Annotated in this window: 17 protein-coding genes and 1 pseudogene; 5 read left to right on the top strand and 13 right to left on the bottom strand. The window is 61.7% G+C overall.

Annotated elements, in window-relative coordinates; all coding sequences use genetic code 11:
• Positions 1 to 48: 48 nt before the first annotated feature.
• From PLD_RS16230 to PLD_RS16220, 3 genes are all read right to left on the bottom strand, one after another.
• Positions 49 to 681, bottom strand: coding sequence for a LysE family transporter (locus tag PLD_RS16230; RefSeq protein ID WP_159894414.1), 633 nt, complete (start codon positions 679 to 681; stop codon positions 49 to 51).
• A 226-nt stretch (positions 682 to 907) separates the two neighbouring features.
• A complete protein-coding gene (locus PLD_RS16225; protein WP_159894412.1) occupies positions 908 to 1,489 on the bottom strand; it encodes a mechanosensitive ion channel family protein in 582 nt (193 codons plus the stop codon).
• Complete coding sequence (locus PLD_RS16220; RefSeq protein ID WP_159894410.1) at positions 1,489 to 3,399, bottom strand: ATP-binding cassette domain-containing protein; 1,911 nt, start codon at positions 3,397 to 3,399, stop codon at positions 1,489 to 1,491. The genes PLD_RS16225 and PLD_RS16220 overlap by 1 nt, the downstream gene beginning before the upstream one ends.
• 50 nt (positions 3,400 to 3,449) lie before the next feature.
• Between PLD_RS16220 and PLD_RS16215 the strand changes: the two genes are divergently transcribed.
• Positions 3,450 to 3,914, top strand: coding sequence for a TIGR02444 family protein (locus PLD_RS16215; RefSeq protein WP_159894408.1), 465 nt, complete (start codon positions 3,450 to 3,452; stop codon positions 3,912 to 3,914).
• Here PLD_RS16215 and PLD_RS16210 read toward each other — a convergent pair.
• Entirely contained in the window at positions 3,911 to 4,936 is a 1,026-nt protein-coding gene (locus PLD_RS16210) for an AlgP family protein (protein WP_159894406.1), read from the bottom strand. The genes PLD_RS16215 and PLD_RS16210 overlap by 4 nt on opposite strands.
• Before the next feature lie 193 nt (positions 4,937 to 5,129).
• Between PLD_RS16210 and PLD_RS16205 the strand changes: the two genes are divergently transcribed.
• Positions 5,130 to 5,795, top strand: a complete 666-nt coding sequence (locus tag PLD_RS16205) for an FKBP-type peptidyl-prolyl cis-trans isomerase (protein ID WP_159894404.1) — start codon at positions 5,130 to 5,132, stop codon at positions 5,793 to 5,795.
• A gap of 61 nt (positions 5,796 to 5,856) precedes the next feature.
• On the opposite strand, the gene rsd is transcribed toward PLD_RS16205, so the two are convergent.
• The 8 genes and pseudogenes from rsd to PLD_RS16165 all read right to left on the bottom strand — a co-directional run.
• Positions 5,857 to 6,315 carry a sigma D regulator gene (gene rsd, locus PLD_RS16200; RefSeq protein WP_159894402.1) on the bottom strand — a complete coding sequence of 153 codons (459 nt, stop codon included), beginning with the start codon at positions 6,313 to 6,315 and terminating at the stop codon, positions 5,857 to 5,859.
• 207 nt (positions 6,316 to 6,522) lie between these two features.
• Complete coding sequence (locus PLD_RS16195; protein WP_159894400.1) at positions 6,523 to 7,044, bottom strand: disulfide bond formation protein B; 522 nt, start codon at positions 7,042 to 7,044, stop codon at positions 6,523 to 6,525.
• Positions 7,045 to 7,208: 164 nt separating this feature from the next.
• Positions 7,209 to 8,447, bottom strand: coding sequence for a heme biosynthesis protein HemY (locus PLD_RS16190; protein WP_159894398.1), 1,239 nt, complete (start codon positions 8,445 to 8,447; stop codon positions 7,209 to 7,211).
• Positions 8,444 to 9,583, bottom strand: a complete 1,140-nt coding sequence (locus PLD_RS16185) for a uroporphyrinogen-III C-methyltransferase (RefSeq protein WP_159894396.1) — start codon at positions 9,581 to 9,583, stop codon at positions 8,444 to 8,446. The genes PLD_RS16190 and PLD_RS16185 overlap by 4 nt, the downstream gene beginning before the upstream one ends.
• 16 nt (positions 9,584 to 9,599) lie before the next feature.
• Positions 9,600 to 10,367, bottom strand: a complete 768-nt coding sequence (locus tag PLD_RS16180) for a uroporphyrinogen-III synthase (protein ID WP_159894394.1) — start codon at positions 10,365 to 10,367, stop codon at positions 9,600 to 9,602.
• Complete coding sequence (gene hemC, locus PLD_RS16175; protein WP_159894392.1) at positions 10,364 to 11,305, bottom strand: hydroxymethylbilane synthase; 942 nt, start codon at positions 11,303 to 11,305, stop codon at positions 10,364 to 10,366. The genes PLD_RS16180 and hemC overlap by 4 nt, the downstream gene beginning before the upstream one ends.
• A 126-nt stretch (positions 11,306 to 11,431) precedes the next feature.
• A complete protein-coding gene (locus PLD_RS16170) occupies positions 11,432 to 12,178 on the bottom strand; it encodes a LytTR family DNA-binding domain-containing protein (RefSeq protein ID WP_159894390.1) in 747 nt (248 codons plus the stop codon).
• Positions 12,175 to 12,312, bottom strand: a pseudogene (locus PLD_RS16165) (sensor histidine kinase); the annotation flags it as partial. The pseudogene PLD_RS16165 and the gene PLD_RS16170, both read right to left, overlap by 4 nt.
• Before the next feature lie 474 nt (positions 12,313 to 12,786).
• Here PLD_RS16165 and argH point away from each other — a divergent pair.
• Positions 12,787 to 14,181 carry an argininosuccinate lyase gene (argH, locus tag PLD_RS16160; RefSeq protein ID WP_159894388.1) on the top strand — a complete coding sequence of 465 codons (1,395 nt, stop codon included), beginning with the start codon at positions 12,787 to 12,789 and terminating at the stop codon, positions 14,179 to 14,181.
• Positions 14,182 to 14,246: 65 nt separating this feature from the next.
• Here the strand turns inward: argH and PLD_RS16155 are convergent, their stop codons facing one another.
• On the bottom strand, positions 14,247 to 14,906 hold the full coding sequence (locus PLD_RS16155) for a glutathione S-transferase family protein (protein WP_159894386.1): 660 nt from the start codon (positions 14,904 to 14,906) through the stop codon (positions 14,247 to 14,249).
• A gap of 128 nt (positions 14,907 to 15,034) precedes the next feature.
• On the opposite strand from PLD_RS16155, the gene PLD_RS16150 reads away from it, so the two are divergent.
• Both PLD_RS16150 and PLD_RS16145 read left to right on the top strand, forming a co-directional pair.
• Positions 15,035 to 15,319, top strand: coding sequence for a hypothetical protein (locus PLD_RS16150; RefSeq protein WP_159894384.1), 285 nt, complete (start codon positions 15,035 to 15,037; stop codon positions 15,317 to 15,319).
• Positions 15,320 to 15,524: 205 nt separating this feature from the next.
• Positions 15,525 to 15,770, top strand: coding sequence for a TIGR02647 family protein (locus tag PLD_RS16145; RefSeq protein WP_159894382.1), 246 nt, complete (start codon positions 15,525 to 15,527; stop codon positions 15,768 to 15,770).
• Positions 15,771 to 15,936 lie beyond the last annotated feature (166 nt).

Raw genomic sequence — 15,936 nt, 5'->3', positions numbered from 1 at the left:
AAATGAAAAAGGCGACTCACCGAGTCGCCTTTTTCATCGCTGAAACGCTTACACGGATACTCTGCGAAGGGTCGCCAGCAGGCCCGCGGCGCCGATAAACAAACCGGCGAAGGTGCGGTTCAGGCGCCGTTGCTGGGCCGGGGTGCGCAGCAGGCGCAGAACCTTGGAGGCCAGTCCGGTGTAGCCGGCCATGACGATCAGGTCGACCACGATCATGGTGGCACCGAGGATCAGGTATTGCTGGATCAGGGGCGCGTGCGGATCAATGAACTGCGGCAGCACCGCGAGCATGAACACCAGGGCCTTGGGGTTGCTGATGTTCACCAGGAAACCACGGAACACCAGAGCCAGAGGCTTGCCGATCGGCCGAATCGCCGCATCGTCACTGAGGTCGCTAGGCAGCGCTTGCCACTGTTTGACCGCCAGGTACACCAGGTACGCCACGCCGAACCATTTGATCGCATAAAAGGCGGTGGCAGATGCCGCGAGGATGGCTCCCACACCGGCGGCGACAATTGCGATCTGCAAGGCCAGGCCCAGTTGCAGGCCCAGGGCGTTCCAGTAACCGCGCCAGAAACCGTATCGCAGGCCGCAGGACATCGACGCGATGGCGCCGGCGCCCGGAGAAAGACTGATCAACCAACTGGCGGCAAAGAACGCCAGCCATGTTTCAAGCAACATGACACACCTCACATCGAATTAGTCGTGGCTGCCTAAGCTAATCCTCCGTCACGCGGCTGACCATATTTTTTTCATCGGCAAGTCATGTAAGGCCACTGCCACAGGCTGCAACCGGCCCTCAGGGACGCAGGGGCCCGCGGTTCTGCGAGGGATCGTCAGCGAGGTCGTGGAGGCCTTATCACAGCCTCGCCGAGGCTCGGCAGCGGCTATAGGCATACGGGAGGGGCTATTTCTCGTCTGGACCCGCAGGCAGCACATCCGTGCCGCGCCAGCGGCGTACCGAGCGCTGGAAGAACAAGCTGTTGGGCACTTGCACCATGGCGCCGCCCGTACCGGCCTCTTCGGACTCGATGAGGGTGGTGTACAGCAGGTTGATCGCCACCACCCGGCCTTTGACGCCAGGCTTGTCGACGGTGTCCACCAACTCCACCACGTCCCCCAGGCGGAAGGGGCCGACCGTGAAAATCAGGATGGCGCACAGCAGGTTCGAAAGCACGCTCCACATGGCGAAGAAGGCCACCGCCGCCACCGCGACGAAGCCGGACAGCGCCGTCCACAGCACGGTGGCGGAAACCCCCAGGCGCTCCAGAACGACGATCACCGCACTGCCCATGATCAACCAGCGCAGGCCGCCGCGCAGGGGCATTAGCAATTGCGGTGGAAACGGATAACGCTCACCCAGGCGGGTCAGGCTACGGGCGACAAAACGCTGGGCCAGGTAGCCCGCCAACAGAATCAACAGGATTTGCACGCCAACCCATAGCGGGCCGATCCACTGCGCCTGCAAAAGCAGTTGCAGCGCCTCCATCAGGACAACGCCTCAAGTTCCGCCTGCAGGCTCTCCAGCCGTTCCAGGGCTTCCATCCAGGCCTCTTCCAGTTCGGACTCGCGGGTCTTGAGCCTGGCTTGCTCAGCCAACAGGTCCCGCAGCTCGTCCTTGCGCGCCGCTTCGTAAAGGCCGCTGTCGCCCAGGCTGGTCTCGATCTTGGCCAGGCGCTCATGGACCTTGCCCAGTTCGGCTTCCAACTTGTCGGCCTCGCGCTTGTGCGGTGCCAACTGCTGACGCAAAGCAGCCGCGGCCTGGCGCTGGGCTTTCTTGTCGGTCTTGTCCGGGTTCGCCGGGGTACTGCTGACCGGGGCATTGCGCTGGCGGTAGTCCACCAGCCAACGGGTGTAGTCATCCAGATCGCCGTCGAACTCTTCGACCTTGCCGTCCGCTACCAGAAAGAAGTTGTCGGTGGTGCTCTTGAGCAAATGACGATCGTGAGAAACCACCAGCACCGCGCCGCTGAACTCTTGCAGGGCCATGGTCAGGGCCAGGCGCATCTCCAGGTCCAGGTGGTTGGTCGGTTCGTCGAGCAGCAACAGGTTCGGCCGCTCCCAGGCGATCAGCGCCAGGGCCAGGCGAGCCTTCTCGCCACCGGAGAAGTTCAACACCGGCTCGTCGATGCGTGCGCCGCGAAAGTCAAAGCCGCCGAGGAAGTCGCGCAGGGTCTGCTCGCGCTCGCTGGGCGCCAGCCGCTGCAGGTGCAGCAAGGGGCTGGCCTTGGCGTCCAGGGAATCTAGCTGGTGCTGGGCGAAGTAGCCCACCACGGTGTTCTCGCCCCGGGTCAGGCGTCCGGACAACGGCTGCAGCTCACCGGAGAGGTTCTTGATCAGGGTCGACTTGCCGGCGCCGTTGGGCCCCAGCAGGCCGATCCGCGCGCCCGGCGTCAGTTGCAATTTGACCTTTTCCAGCACGGTACGCTCGCCATAACCCAAGCGGGCATCGGAGAGGTCGATCAGCGGGCTGGAGATTTTCGTCGACTCGCGGAAAGTGAAGTCGAACGGCGAATCGACGTGGGCCGCCGACAACTCTTCCATGCGCTCCAGGGCCTTGATCCGGCTCTGGGCCTGGCGGGCCTTGGTGGCCTGGGCCTTGAAGCGGGCGATGTAGCTTTCCATGTGCGCGCGCTGCGCCTGCTGCTTCTCGTAGGCTTGCTGTTGCTGGGCCAGACGCTCGGCACGGGCGCGCTCGAAGGCGCTGTAACCGCCGCGATAGAGGGTGATCTTGCGCTGGTCCACGTGGGCCACGTGATCCACCACGGCATCGAGGAAATCCCGGTCGTGGGAGATCAACAGCAAGGTGCCGGGATAACCCTTGAGCCAGTCTTCGAGCCAGATAATGGCATCGAGGTCCAAGTGGTTGGTGGGTTCGTCAAGCAGCAGCAAGTCCGACGGGCACATCAGCGCCTGGGCCAGGTTCAGGCGCATCCGCCAGCCCCCGGAGAAGTCGCCGACCTGGCGGTCCATCTGCTCGTTGGTAAAACCCAGGCCGGCCAGCAGCTTGCGTGCCCGGGCGTCAGCGGTGTAGCCGTCGGCGCTGTCCAGTTCGGCATGCAGGCGGGCTTGTGCGGCGCCGTCGTGGGCCGCTTCCGCGGCGGCCAGGTCGCGTTGCACCTGGCGCAGGCGCAGGTCGCCATCAAGCACATAGTCCACCGCCAGGCGTTCGAGGGTATCGACCTCCTGACGCATGTGGGCAATGCGCCAATCGGCAGGCAGGAAGCAGTCACCCGAATCCGGGTGCAACTCTCCGCGCAGCAAGGCGAACAGGCTGGATTTGCCGGCGCCGTTGGCACCGATCAGGCCGGCTTTCTGGCCGGCGTGCAGGGTCAGCTCGGCGTCTTCTAGCAGACGTTGCGGGCCACGCTGTAAAGTCAGGTTCTGAAGTCGAATCATAATGGCGGCGGAGTCTACCAGCTTCGCTCGCAACTGGCGCGAGTAGCACTATGTCCCCTGACCTATGGAATTTTTCCCTGAATACCTATGCCCTTCCTGGCGTGCAGGCGGCTTGCCTGCAGTTGCAGGACGAGGGCGCCAACGTCTGCCTGTTGCTGTGTGGGGCCTGGCTGGGTCAACGGGGAGTCGACTGTAATCAGTCGCGCCTGCAACAGCTGCAAACACTGGCAGCCCCCTGGCATCGAGAGGTGATTCGGCCCCTGCGAGCCCTGCGAACGGGCTGGCGTGCGGCAGCGAACGACGACACCGAACTGGCGGCCTTGCGCGAGCAGGTCAAAACCCTGGAACTGGAAGCCGAACGACAACTGCTGCTGCGCTTGCAAGAACAGGCACGGGACTGGCCCGGCGCTCAGGTAGACAGTCTGGATGATTGGCTGGAAGGACTGGCGGCCGAAGCCGCCGACCTAGGCCACGACGCACTGCAGGTGCTGCGCGTCGCGGCAACCGGCGCTTAAGAAGCGCTGGAAGGCGTGCCGGCAGCTACCGGTGCAGGCGTAGCGGCGGGTGTGCTTGCAGCCGCAGCGGGAGAGGCCGTCGGCGCCGGAGCCGCAGGCTTGACCGCTGGAGTCGCAGGCTTGGCGGCCGCTGGCTTTTTCGCGGCAGGCTTGGCGGCCGGTTTTGCAGCGGGCTTCGCCGCAGGCTTGGCAGCAGCAGGTTTCGCCGCCGACGATGCCGCAGGCTTAGCTGCTACTGCGGGTTTGGCAGCAGGCTTGGCCGCAACTTTTGCCGGGGCTTTTGCTACAGCGGGCTTGACCGCAGCTTTGCTCGCAGCAGGTTTAGCGGCCCCTGTTTTGGCGGCAACTGGTTTGGCCGCTGGCTTGGCAGCAGCAGTCTTGGCGGCAACAGGTTTGGCCGCTGGCTTGGCAACAGCAGTCTTGGCGGCAACAGGTTTGGCCGTCGCCGGTTTGGCGGCAGGCTTAGCCGCGGCGGGTTTGCGCACCGCGGGTTTGGCAGCAGGCTTGGCGGCGCTGGCGAGCGCTGGGGTTTTCGCGGCAGGTTTAGTCGCTGGCTTGGCGGCGGATTTGGCAGGTGCCTTGGCCACAGGCTTCTTCGTCGCAACAGCAGCAGGCTTGGCATCGCGTGCGCTCAACGCCTGGGTCACCGCCTCTTTCACACGACCCACGCCCTGGGCCAGTTTCAGGCTCTCCTGGGCGTCGCGCTTGAGCTGCAGAATGTAGCTACGGGTTTGTGCCTGACGCTCTTTGAGCGCGTCCAGCAAGTCTTCGAGCTCTTTCACCGCGGTCTTGGCTTTGGCTTGCGCCTTGGCCTTGCCGGCCGCCGCAGCGTCCTGCAATTTAGTGCGCGACTTGTGCAGTTTTTCCTGCGCTTTACCCCGTTGTTTTTCCAGCTTGGCGAGCAACTTTTCAGCATCAGCCAAGGCTTGGGAACAAGCGTTTTCCAAATGTTCGAGCAAGCTGCCCGACAACTGTTGGAGCAAGTGCAACGGAGTGTTTACAGGCTTCTTATTGGCCGACATGGGTTACCTCCTGGCTGACGTGAGTTGCGGCTCATACTAGACCTCTGCTGTTACCGCCGCTAGGGCATGTTGACAGTATCGAAAGCCCGGCGTTGCAGCCGATTGAAAATGTTCTTGAGGACCATCGAAGTTGCTCACCAACGAGCGCTTTGTCGCTGGCATAATCCATCGCTACTCAGGCCGGAGAGTGCCCATGTCGCGTTACCTGCTTTTATCCTTGAGCCTGTTCTTGCCACTGGCTCAAGCCATTGCCAAACCTCAGCCCAACGACGCTCACGACCTTGCCTACAGCTTGGGCGCAAGCCTCGGCGAGAGGCTGCGCGACGAGGTACCCGATCTGCAGATCCAGGCCTTGGTGGAAGGTCTGAAAGACGCGTATCAAGGCAAGCCTCTGGCACTCAAGAACGAGCGCATCGAGCAGATCCTCGTCCAGCACGAGGCGCAAATCAGCGAACAGTCGAACACATCGCAAATTGAAACGGCCCTGGGAAATGAACGGCGCTTTCTCGACCAGGAAAAAGCCAGGCCCGGCGTTCGCCAACTGGCCGACGGCATTCTGTTGACCGAGCTGGCGCCCGGCACCGGCAACACCGCCGGTCTCAACGGTTCGGTCCAGGTGCGCTACACCGGGCACCTGCCCGACGGCACTGTGTTCGATCAATCAGAACAGCCGCAATGGTTTCGCCTGGACAGCGTGATCGCCGGCTGGCGCACGGCACTGGCGCAGATGCCCGCCGGAGCCAAGTGGCGCCTGGTGATTCCGTCGGCTCAGGCCTACGGCACCGAAGGCGCCGGCAACCTGATCGCGCCTTATACCCCACTGGTGTTCGAAATCGAGCTACTGGGCGTCGCCGGCTAAGCGCCAGAAACGAAAAACGGTACGCCAAGGCGTACCGTTCCTGTGTCACCCAAACCCGCTGTCAGGCCTGAGCGACAACGTCCTGCTTGTGTGCGTTGTGCAGCACTTCGATCAAGCAGTCTTCCAACTCGAAACGCTCATGCAACAGACCGCCCAACTCCTTGAACTTCTGCGCGACACACTGACCGGCATCACACAGGTCATTGAATGCCAGCAGCTTCTCGGTAATCACGTCGATACGCGGATACAGGGTTTCGGCCAGCTCAAGCCCACGCTTGTCGCCAAAGGCTTTGGCTTCGCTGGTCAGTTGTTCGTAGATTTCAAAGTGGCCGGCGGAAACGTAATCCACCAAGATCCCGCAGAACTCCTGCAGTGATTTCTTGCTCTGACTCAGCGCCTCGGGCTCCGCGCCCAGCGCATCATAGGCTCGAACCAGTTCGTGACGCTCCTGCAACCAACGGTCGATCAGCAGATGCACTCCACCCCAGCGTTCCTGAGCATTCTGACAACTTTCGAGCATGGCGATCTCTCTTCCCTTATGGGTCATGCCGCTTACCCGCCGCCCCCCTTTGGAGACTCTGGATCCGGTCAGGCGCAACAGCATCGAGCAACATAATTCCAGTGACGCGTGCGGGCCAGATTATGCCCGCTCGACAACAGCATCAAGGTACGCAGGAGATAAAGTTCATACAAGCGTTTAATCCGCAGCCCCTAACCAAATGGTGATTCAAGGCAATGCAGCAGCCGGCCTGGCAGCCCGGAACAAACGCGCCAGACGATAGCCACTGAAGATCAACATGATCACGAAAAACAGCAGGCTCCACTCCGGCAGGCTCATGTCGAGCAAGGTCCAGGTGACCTCGGCGCAGTCCGAGGTGCCCATGAAGGTCAATTGCAGCGCTTGCCACCAGGACAAGTTGCGCAGCATGAAGGGCATGTCCGGCAGGCAAGCCAGGAGCTGCTCGGAAGGAATGTTCTGCAGCAGTACATGGCGCCCGGCGGTGATGACCCCCAGCAGACCCAGTAACAGGTTCAGCCCCCAATAGAACGCCCGCCCAACGCGCCCAGGCCCCTGCACCACAGCCAGCAGATTGACGCTGCCGAACAACAGCAACAGCAGGCGTTGCACCCCCCACAGCGGGCAGGACTCCAGGCTGCCGCCGGATTGCAGGCTGTACGCAGCCCACGAGGCCAAGGCCCCTGCCAGGAACACCAGGGAGAACAGCAAGCGAGAGCCGGCCAGCGACATGAGATATCCGTAACGCAAGAAACAAGCAGCCACGGTAGAGAAAGCGCTCGCGCCTTTCAAGACGCGCTATGTCGCAGAGTATCGACCACGCCTAGCGCTTGAGCCAAAAACCAGGGCACGAAAAAACCGGTTGCCTGAAACAGGCAACCGGCCCCGATGCTGCTTCAGACGCGGGCCGGAACCGGCAGCGGTGAAGCCAACAGACGTTCATCCAACAGACCCAGGCCTTCCTGGAACAGGTGGTTACTGCGCTCGGTATCCCCCAGTTGAGCCAACAAGCGCGCCAGTTCCGCACACGCTTCGGGGTTACGCTGCAGACGCAGGCTGCTTTCCAGATAGTCTCGGGCCTTGCCCCACAAGCTGTTCTGCAGGCACAGCCGGCCCAAGGTCAGCAACAGACTCGGATCATCCGCATGCTCCTTCAGCCAATGCTCGGCGGTCTGTAGTTGACGCGATGGGTCACTGCCACGCACCAGCCCGTAAAGCCGCGCCAGATGGCTCTCGTACTTGCGCTTGAGAGCCGTGCGCAACGCTTCTTCTGCTTCGGCCGAGGCGCCGAGTTGACGCAATTGCTCGGCGTAAGCCAACACCAGTTGTGGTTCCTGGCGTTGCGCCGATGTCAGTTGCTGCCACGCTCGATTGAGGGACTGCAAACCCGCCACTTGATCCTCTTCACGACGCGCGGCCAGCGTCAGGTTCTCACCCCAGGCACGCCGCTCCAATTCCTGCAGTTCGCTGGCAGGCAGCGCCTTGTCCTTGCGCAACTCAGGCAGCAAGCGAATCAATGCCGACCAATCGCCACGCTGTTGATGCAGGCGCTGCAATTGACGCAGCACCTGAACGCTGTGGGGATGGCGCTCATGCATGGCTTGCAAGGTACTCAGCGCGCCTTCGGTATCACCGCGATCGGTCTGTAATTGGGCATGACTCAGGGCTACGGCCAATTCGGCTTGGGGCTGGCGGGTCAGTGCTCGCTCCAGCAAGCGATCGCACTCTTCATAGTGCCCCTGTTCATTGGCCGCTCGGGCCGCGCCGAGGTAGTACAGCAGCGGTTGACGCTCGGCCTCGGCGGCACGATGCAGGTGCTTCTGTGCGCTAGCCCAGCGACCTTCAGCCAGGTCCATTTGTCCCTGCTCGATGGCGATCTGCACCCGGCGACTGCGATTGCGTCGCGACCAGGGATTGACCACCCCCCCCGACACCATCACCAGCTCGATCAACAGCTTGCCGCCCCAGATCACCAGCCAGATCAGTGCCACCAGGGCCAGGGTCGCCCACAGGCTCGACTCGTAACGGAAATTGCTATAAGCGATCAGTACGTACCCGGCGTGCTCGGCGATTGCCAGTCCCAACAAGCCTATGGCTGCGATGACCAGTAGAACAATCACATAGACGCGCTTCATGGGGCTGTCTCCTGGGCCGGACTCACCGCAGGCTTGGCCAGGGGCTTGACTGACTCTTCAACATTCAGATTGCGCCGCTCCAGGTAGGCTTGGACCGTACTCAGGGTCTTGGCCAGATCCGGCGTAACCACTGTCACGGGTTGCTGGCTCAGCTCGTTCAGACGCTCGAGCATGACCTTGCTTTGCGGATTGTCCTGATTGAAGTTGCCGATCAGCACATCGCGGGCTTCGTTGAGTGCCTGGGCATAAACCGCTGCCTGGCCGTTCAAAGCCGCCCATTGCGCCTGCTCCAGAGCGAGACTGAGCGCCAGACGCACCTGGACCAGTCCCTGACCGGCCAGCAAAGGACGCACGTTCTTGTCGGCATTGAAGTCGATGCGGAAGTAGCGAGAGATCTGTTCCCACCACTGCGCCCAGCGACTGGCGCCATCGCCATCAGCGGTCAAGCCCAGCAAGGGTTCGCCACGGTCTTTGTATTCCGGAGCCACGGCACTGAGCTCTAGCACCTGATCGCGCAAGGCCCCCAACTGCAGAAACAGGCCGGTGCGATCGGGCTGTTCGGTGCTGCGCAGAGCCGCCAGGCTCTTGGCCAACTGTTCGCGGGCGGCGAAGGAGCCCGGATCATGCTGTTCCCGCAAGATATCGTCGGCCCCCTGGACCAGGGCCTGGGCGCTGCTGATGTCCTGCAGCGCCGACAAGCGCAGGCTGGCCAAACGCAGCAGATGCTCAGCCTCCGCCAGCCGCCAGTCCTTGCGACTGGCACCAAGCACGGTTTCCAGGCGCTGACTCAGACGCTGCTGATCACTTTGCAGTTGGGCCACCAGACGCCGCCGGTCTTCCAGTTCATCGGCAGCGGGAAGCTGCTCCAGACGAGCACTCAGGCGTTGCTCACTGAGCTTGAAGTTCTGGGACTGATCCACCAGCGCCTGCAACTGACTCAGTTGCTGCTGATGGTTGGCTTGCAGGCTGCGCACCTGCCAGATCCCCCAACCGCCGGCGGCAACACCCGCCGCCCCCAACAGCAGGGCCAGTATCGCCAATCCGTTACCACGACGTTCACCGGTTGGGGTCGTGGGTTCAGTCGGCGCTTCGGGCACCGCCTGGGCTTCATCTTTAGGCAAGGCTGTTTCGCTCACGTATCCATCCTTTGCATTAGAGAACGGGCACGGGATGCTCCCGTAACGCCGTTAGCAAAGCCGCGGCACTGGCGCCACGACAATCCACAACTTTTTCCGCCCCGGCGGCACGCGCCATGTCAGCGACCCGGGGACTTGGAACAAACAACGGCATCCGCGCCAACTGCAACCAGGCGGAACCCGCCAGCTGCCGCAAATGGCTAAAACCCTGTCCACTGCTGACCACCAGCCCGTTCAAGCGTTCCACCTGAATCCGCTGAAACAGCGCATCCTCGGGGTAATGCGGCAGGCAACGGCGATACAGTTCCAAGTATTCGACACTAGCACCTTGATTGCGCAAACGCTCAGAGAGCAGTTCTCGCCCGCCTTCGCCACGCACGATCAGCACCCGTGGCTCAGGCCGCGCAATAGCCTCGCGCAATTGGGGAAGTTCAAGCAAGGCTTCGCTGTCATCGCCCTGCTGCGGATAGAACATCCTCAGCCCTGCATCCGCAAGGATCTGTCCGGTAGCAGCGCCGACGCTGAACCAGCACTGATCCGGCGGCTGCGGCCAATACTGACGCAGTAAATCCAGGCCGAGGTGCGCAGCAGGTTTGCTGACGACAATTAGCGCGCAGAAACGATCCAGTTCGCGCAGGGTCGCCCGCTGCGCATCTGTGACGGGCACGGGCTGAATGTCCAGCAGCGGCAGGCTGCTGCTGAAGACGCCGGACTCGGCCAAGGTCGCTGCCAGGGCGGCGCAATCCTCGGTCGGCCGGGTCAACAGCAGGCGCCAACCGATCACTCTGCGCCTGCCTCGCCATAGACCGCGCGCAAGATCTCACCGGCGCCTTGGGCCAGCAGGTCGTCCGCCACTTGCACACCCAACTCGGTGGCACGGGCTCGAGGGCCACGGACTTGGGCGCTGAGTAGCCGGCCGCCGCTGGGCTCGCCCACCAGGCCGCGCAGCCAGATCTGTTCACCTTCAAGCACCGCGTAGCAGGCGATCGGCACCTGGCATCCACCGTTCAGGTGCTTGTTCAGTGCACGTTCGGCAGTGACTCGGCTGGCGGTGTCGGCGTGATGCAGAGGTGCCAGCAGTGCGTGAATTTCAGTGTCGGCACTGCGGCATTCAATACCGACGGCGCCCTGGCCACCGGCAGGCAAGCTGTCATCGACACTGATCGAAGAACGGATGCGATCTTCGAAACCCAAGCGGATCAGGCCGGCGGCCGCAAGGATGATCGCGTCGTATTCACCGGCATCCAGCTTGGCCAGGCGGGTGTTGACGTTGCCCCGCAGAAAGCGGATCTGCAGGTCGGGCCGACGTGTCAGCAACTGAGCCTGGCGACGCAGGCTGGAGGTACCCACCACACTGCCCTGGGGCAAGTCGTCGAGGCTGGCGAAGGTGTTGGAGACGAAAGCATCACGCGGATCTTCGCGCTCGCAGATGCAAAACAGGCCCAGGCCTTCGGGGAAGTCCATGGGCACGTCTTTCATCGAGTGCACGGCGATGTCGGCCTGGTTTTCCAGCAGCGCGGTCTCCAGTTCTTTAACGAACAGGCCCTTGCCGCCGATCTTCGACAGGGGCGAGTCCAGCAGTTTATCGCCGCGACTGACCATGGGCACCAGGGTCACGACGAGGCCCGAATGGGCCTCTTGCAGACGGGCTTTGACGTATTCGGCCTGCCACAAGGCCAGAGCACTTTTGCGGGTAGCGATGCGGATTTCGCGAGAGGACATGGATCAATCCGTACTGAATAGATACGGCAGATAATAACAGCTCAGCCAAAGCAGCTTTGACTTGTATCAGAAACGCGGCGCCCTCCCGATGCCGGGCGTCCCCCATTGCGCGCCTGACATACCGGCCTAGAGCTGCTGCATCATCTTGCGCACGCCCGCCACATGCCGCCGGCTGACAATCAACGCATCGCCATTCAGGCCCTTGAGGTACAGCTGGAAATGCCCAAGCGGCGTACGCTGCAAGCGTTCGATACGCTCGCGAGCCACCAGCGCGTTGCGATGAATGCGCACAAAACGCTCACCGAACTCATCTTCCAAGGCCTTCAACGGCTCATCCAGCAGCACCTCGCCTCCCTCATGACGCAAGGTCACGTATTTGTGGTCAGCGATGAAGTACACCACCTGCGCCAACGGAATCAGCTCAATGCCCTTACGGGTACGGGCACTGATGTGGCTGCGCGGACCGTTGCCACTCTCCGCCGCCGGCCGAGTCAGTGCCGCCAACTGCACGCGATTGGGGCGTTCAGCCTTTTTAAGCGCATCCAGCAGCAGCTCAGGACGCACGGGCTTGACCAGATGAACAACGCCACTGGCATTGAACGCCTCAAGGGCAAACTCGTCTGGGGCAGCACAAAACACCAGCGCCGGCGGCGCCTCGCGCTCGCATAACTTGCCGGCGACCTGCAGCCCGTCAAGGCCCGGCATGCGCACATCGAGCAAGACGATGTCCGGCTTCAGGCTGTCGATAAAGCTCAATGCCTCTTCGCCATGGGTGGCGCTGGGCTCCAGGACACTGTATCCCTCAAGCTCACTGACCATACGGCTCAGGCGCTCGCGGGCTAGGGGTTCGTCATCAACGATCAGGACATTCATATTGCGCTGGATTCCTGCGTGAGTCTCGCACAAGGATAGCGTAGACAGGTGGAGTGACGTCCGTCACCGCGATCCACGCTAAGACTAGTGCGAAGGCCAAAAAGTGCCGCAAGTCGGGCACCAATATTTACCCGTACCTGCCTGATACCGCCCAAGGTCGGTGGAGACGCGACGACGGTGCCGGGAATATGGGTATTCAACACACTGCCCCTCGTTATGGTGACCGACGTCCACTCCATCCATACCCGTCTCGTTTGTGGACGGGGTACCTGGACCTGCGCGGCGTGAATTCGATGAACCAGCCACCGCGAACACGCAAGGGCTGTTACGCAATTGTGCCGGTCCTCCTGTCCAACTGTAGACGGTTGCCAAGACGATATTGCTCAATCGGAAAATATCGTTTGATCGATATCACGTTGCACACCCAAGGCGTATCCGTGCCCGACGCACTTTCAATCGAGCGCGCGTCACTCTCAACGCGCCAAGCCATCCCGATCGCGGCCTCGAGAAAAAAGCTGCCGACCAGGGCCAGCGACAGCCCAGGCAACCCTGTTATTATCGCCCCCTGTTTTTACGCCATCTTCCTTCAGCAGATCACGAGCGAATTCATGAGCACTGACAAGACCAATCAGTCCTGGGGCGGCCGCTTCAGTGAGCCCGTCGACGCCTTCGTCGCCCGCTTCACCGCCTCTGTCACTTTCGACCAGCGCCTGTATCGCCACGACATCATGGGTTCCATTGCCCACGCCACGATGCTGGCCAAGGTCGGCGTGCTCACCGACGCCGAGCGCGACAGCATCATCGATGGCCTGAAGACCATCCAGGGCGAGATCGAAGCCGGCAGCTTTGACTGGCGCGTGGACCTTGAAGATGTGCACATGAACATCGAAGCACGCCTGACCGACCGCATCGGTATCACCGGCAAAAAACTGCACACCGGCCGCAGCCGCAACGATCAGGTGGCCACCGACATCCGCCTTTGGCTGCGGGATGAAATCGACCTGATCCTGGGCGAGATCACTCGCCTGCAAAAGGGCCTGCTGGAGCTGGCTGAGCGTGAAGCCGAGAGCATCATGCCAGGCTTCACCCACCTGCAAACCGCCCAGCCGGTGACCTTCGGCCACCACATGCTGGCCTGGTTCGAGATGCTCAGCCGTGACTACGAGCGTCTGGTGGACTGCCGCAAACGCACCAACCGCATGCCTCTGGGCAGCGCCGCGCTGGCCGGTACTACCTACCCGATCGATCGCGAACTGACTTGCCAGCTACTGGGCTTCGAGGCCATTGGCGGCAACTCCCTGGACAGTGTTTCGGACCGGGATTTCGCCATCGAATTCTGCGCCGCCGCCAGCGTGGCGATGATGCACCTGTCGCGCTTCTCCGAAGAACTGGTGCTGTGGACCAGCGCGCAATTCCAGTTCATCGATCTGCCGGACCGTTTCTGCACCGGCAGCTCGATCATGCCGCAAAAGAAAAACCCCGACGTACCGGAACTGGTACGTGGCAAGAGCGGCCGGGTGTTTGGCGCATTGATGGGCCTGCTGACCCTGATGAAAGGCCAGCCTCTGGCCTACAACAAGGACAACCAGGAAGACAAGGAACCGCTGTTCGATGCCGCCGACACCCTGCGCGACTCGCTGCGGGCTTTCGCCGACATGATCCCGGCCATCAAGCCCAAGCACGCCATCATGCGGGAAGCGGCACTGCGCGGCTTCTCCACCGCCACCGACCTCGCAGACTACCTGGTGCGCCGCGGCCTGCCGTTCCGTGACTGCCACGAAATTGTCGGCCACGCCGTGAAATACGGCGTGGACAGCGGCAAGGACCTGGCCGAAATGAGCCTGGAAGAACTGCGCAAGTTCAGCGACCAGATCGAACAGGACGTGTTCGCCGTGCTGACCCTGGAAGGCTCGGTGAATGCCCGCAACCATATCGGCGGCACCGCACCGACTCAGGTCCGGGCAGCGGTGATTCGCGGTCAAGCACTGCTCGCCAGCCGCTAATTCCCCGGCCTGTCGCCCGCCCCGCCAAACATACGCGGGCGGGCCGGCAGGCGCTTGAACGCGCCTTATTTCCTGGCCGCGATCATGGCCAAAAATTGCGGCATTGCCGTCGCCTTATCGGCCTCGATGCGCTTGGCATTGGGCAGTTGCTCAAGACGCTCCAGCAAGGCTTTCGCCGCCGGAGCCGCGTCCAGAAAGTCGATCCCGAACAGCTTCAGCCCCACCGCCCGGGCAAGACTCACGCTATAAAGAAAATACAGGTCCGCCACACTCAGGCTGTCACCTGCCACATAAGGGGCAAAGTGCGCATGCCGGGTCAGGGAGGCAAACCCCTGCAACAATTCGTCCCGGGCTTTTGCCTTGATCGCTTCGGCGACCGCCATGCCAAAGAACGCCTCGGGATAGCAGGTACGCGCAGGCAGCTCGATGTACAACTCGATCTCTCTGGCCAGCGCCAGCACCTGAGCCCGCTGGAAAGGCTCGGCAGGCAACAACGCAGGGCCTGTCCGGGTTTGCTCCAGGTATTCGAGAATCACGCTGGTTTCGTGGATAAAACCTTGTTCGACCTGCAACACAGGCACCTTGCCACGCGGACTAATCTCTAGCCCTTGCGGGCTCTGCCACGGGTAAAACGCCACCTCCTCAAACTCCAGACCCTTTTCCATAAGCGCCAGCTTGACCATGTTGTAGTAGTTACTCACAGAGAAACCATAAAGCTTGAGCATCACGTAGCCTCCAGGCCGCGCAGGGGGGGTGGGTGGGGGCAGTTTATAGAGGGTTAAACCCGTTCTGACCAGCGCCACCTCGCTTCTGAATACGAGTAAACTGGCGACCTTTCCTTGAGGAGCCTGCCATGAGCGAGCCAACCGATATCGATACCGACGAAGAAGAGTTCGCCGAAAGCACACTGATCGAAGCGATCGAAAACCAGATCGAAAGTGGCAACCCGCCAGCAGCCAAGGCCACACTCAACAAGCTGACGCTGGTGGGTTACGAACGGGAAGAGATTCTTAATTTGATGGCCCATGTCCTGGCGATTGAAATCGACGCCATCCTCGAACAAGACCGTGCCTTCGACACCCAATGGTACGAAGCCGCACTGCGCGCCCTGCCGGAACTGCCTCCCGAGAAGCAGTGAACCGCGCCTGCCGGAGCGCAATGCCATGCAACGCTCCGGCACTCAATACCGCCCGCGCGCCCCAGCCCGACTAGACTGCGATCGGCCTGCGGCCAAACACCGCTGCAGCGGGTTGTAAAAGTCCTCAGCGAACGCTGGACATGCCGCAGTTCTGCGGTCACCTTAAGAACGCTGACCTCTCATTCCTAGAAAGTCTGGAGTCCTTATGTCGTATACCCCTGAGTTGGTTGCCGAACTGGAAATCCTCGCACTCTTCAACCTGGACAACTCCCAGGAAGGCCTGAAAATTCATCAAACTGCCGCCCCTTCCGCCATCGCCGCCGCGCAACGCTTATTCGCCAAAGAACTGATTACCCTGCCCGACGGAGGCTACCTGACCAGCCTGGGCCGGGATGCTGCCGAACACGCCCAAGGCCTGCTGACTATCCTGAGCGTCAAAGAAACCGCCTGAGCATTGCTTCTCGGCCTGCGGGGTTCCCGTCTGTCGGATTCCGTAGGCACCCTCCCTGCAATACGTTAGAAATCTGACGTCAAAAATAAAATCAGTTTCAGGCTCAGACTTATCTGACGATAAACTGCTGCCAATCTCAAAACCGTCACGCTCGGGCTCCGTTTGA

This window comes from Pseudomonas sp. LD120, assembly GCF_009861525.1.
In the GTDB taxonomy this organism is placed as follows: domain Bacteria; phylum Pseudomonadota; class Gammaproteobacteria; order Pseudomonadales; family Pseudomonadaceae; genus Aquipseudomonas.
This window is presented reverse-complemented; position numbering and strand designations above follow the sequence as displayed.

Bases quoted from the DNA above. Each gene is read 5' to 3' on its own strand.
- PLD_RS16230 (WP_159894414.1), bottom strand. From the start codon at position 681: ATGTTGCTTGAAACATGGCTGGCGTTCTTTGCCGCCAGTTGGTTGATC.
- PLD_RS16225 (WP_159894412.1), bottom strand. From the start codon at position 1,489: ATGGAGGCGCTGCAACTGCTTTTGCAGGCGCAGTGGATCGGCCCGCTA.
- PLD_RS16220 (WP_159894410.1), bottom strand. From the start codon at position 3,399: ATGATTCGACTTCAGAACCTGACTTTACAGCGTGGCCCGCAACGTCTG.
- PLD_RS16215 (WP_159894408.1), top strand. From the start codon at position 3,450: ATGTCCCCTGACCTATGGAATTTTTCCCTGAATACCTATGCCCTTCCT.
- PLD_RS16210 (WP_159894406.1), bottom strand. From the start codon at position 4,936: ATGTCGGCCAATAAGAAGCCTGTAAACACTCCGTTGCACTTGCTCCAA.
- PLD_RS16205 (WP_159894404.1), top strand. From the start codon at position 5,130: ATGTCGCGTTACCTGCTTTTATCCTTGAGCCTGTTCTTGCCACTGGCT.
- rsd (WP_159894402.1), bottom strand. From the start codon at position 6,315: ATGCTCGAAAGTTGTCAGAATGCTCAGGAACGCTGGGGTGGAGTGCAT.
- PLD_RS16195 (WP_159894400.1), bottom strand. From the start codon at position 7,044: ATGTCGCTGGCCGGCTCTCGCTTGCTGTTCTCCCTGGTGTTCCTGGCA.
- PLD_RS16190 (WP_159894398.1), bottom strand. From the start codon at position 8,447: ATGAAGCGCGTCTATGTGATTGTTCTACTGGTCATCGCAGCCATAGGC.
- hemC (WP_159894392.1), bottom strand. From the start codon at position 11,305: ATGTCCTCTCGCGAAATCCGCATCGCTACCCGCAAAAGTGCTCTGGCC.
- PLD_RS16170 (WP_159894390.1), bottom strand. From the start codon at position 12,178: ATGAATGTCCTGATCGTTGATGACGAACCCCTAGCCCGCGAGCGCCTG.
- argH (WP_159894388.1), top strand. From the start codon at position 12,787: ATGAGCACTGACAAGACCAATCAGTCCTGGGGCGGCCGCTTCAGTGAG.
- PLD_RS16155 (WP_159894386.1), bottom strand. From the start codon at position 14,906: ATGCTCAAGCTTTATGGTTTCTCTGTGAGTAACTACTACAACATGGTC.
- PLD_RS16150 (WP_159894384.1), top strand. From the start codon at position 15,035: ATGAGCGAGCCAACCGATATCGATACCGACGAAGAAGAGTTCGCCGAA.
- PLD_RS16145 (WP_159894382.1), top strand. From the start codon at position 15,525: ATGTCGTATACCCCTGAGTTGGTTGCCGAACTGGAAATCCTCGCACTC.